Origin of the sequence: Mycobacterium sp. E136 (assembly GCF_001666865.1) — a bacterium.
Taxonomy (GTDB): Bacteria; Actinomycetota; Actinomycetes; order Mycobacteriales; family Mycobacteriaceae; genus Mycobacterium.
Genome location: NZ_LZJE01000073.1, coordinates 1 through 775 on the forward strand (window position 1 = coordinate 1; position 775 = coordinate 775).

The window sequence follows — 775 nt, forward strand, 5'->3', positions numbered from 1 at the left end:
TTCCTGGGCGGGCCGCCCCCACCCGCTCCGGGTGCGCCGCCCTGGTGGACGTCCGCGCCCTGCTGGCCGTGGGTCGACTGCTCGTCGCTGTCGTCGCTGGAGCTGCTTCCACTACTACTACTGCTGCTGCTGCCGCTGGAGGTCTGCCCGCTGGTGACCTGCGACGAGCTCGGCGAATCGTCGTCGGTGATCGGGATCGGCGGGAAGTTCAGCCGCTCCTCGGGGATGTCCGGCGGCGGCACCGGCGGCTGCCCGTTGATCAGCAGGGGGCCCTTGGCGCTGTTGAGCAGCGTCGACCAGCCGCCGTTGCCCAGCGTCGCGCCGCTTCCGCCGCCACCCGCGCCTGCACCGCCGCCCGCGCCCGAGCAGGTTCCCCCGCCGGCGGCACCGCCACCGCCGGGTCAGTAACCGCATGGCCGTTCGGATGAGCGCGCAACGGTTCGACGAACTCGTCTCCGAGGCGCTCGATCTGATTCCGCCGAAGCTCGCCGACGCGCTGGACAATGTCGTCGTCCTCGTCGAAGCCCGCAACGACGAGGAGCCCGACCTTCTCGGGCTCTATCACGGTGTCGCGCTCACCGAACGCGATTCCTGGTACGCCGGCTCGCTGCCCGACACCATCACCATCTACCGCGAGGCGCTGCTGGAGCACTGCGACAGCGAACAGGACGTCGTCGACGAGGTCGCCATCACCGTCATCCACGAGGTCCAGGTGGGAGATCTGGAGGATCGCAACGACGACGAAGCGATCGCGACGTTCGAGAGCATCTACCAG

At 69.4% G+C, this 775-nt stretch carries 1 protein-coding gene and 1 pseudogene; one reads left to right on the top strand and one right to left on the bottom strand.

What is annotated here, in order from left to right; translation table 11 throughout:
* Positions 1–323: pseudogene (locus A5698_RS29305) on the bottom strand (septum formation family protein); the annotation flags it as partial.
* Between the two features lie 89 nt (positions 324–412).
* Between A5698_RS29305 and A5698_RS05555 the strand changes: the two are divergent.
* The coding region (locus tag A5698_RS05555; RefSeq protein ID WP_068294191.1) for a metallopeptidase family protein at positions 413–775 on the top strand (363 nt) is incomplete at its 3' end.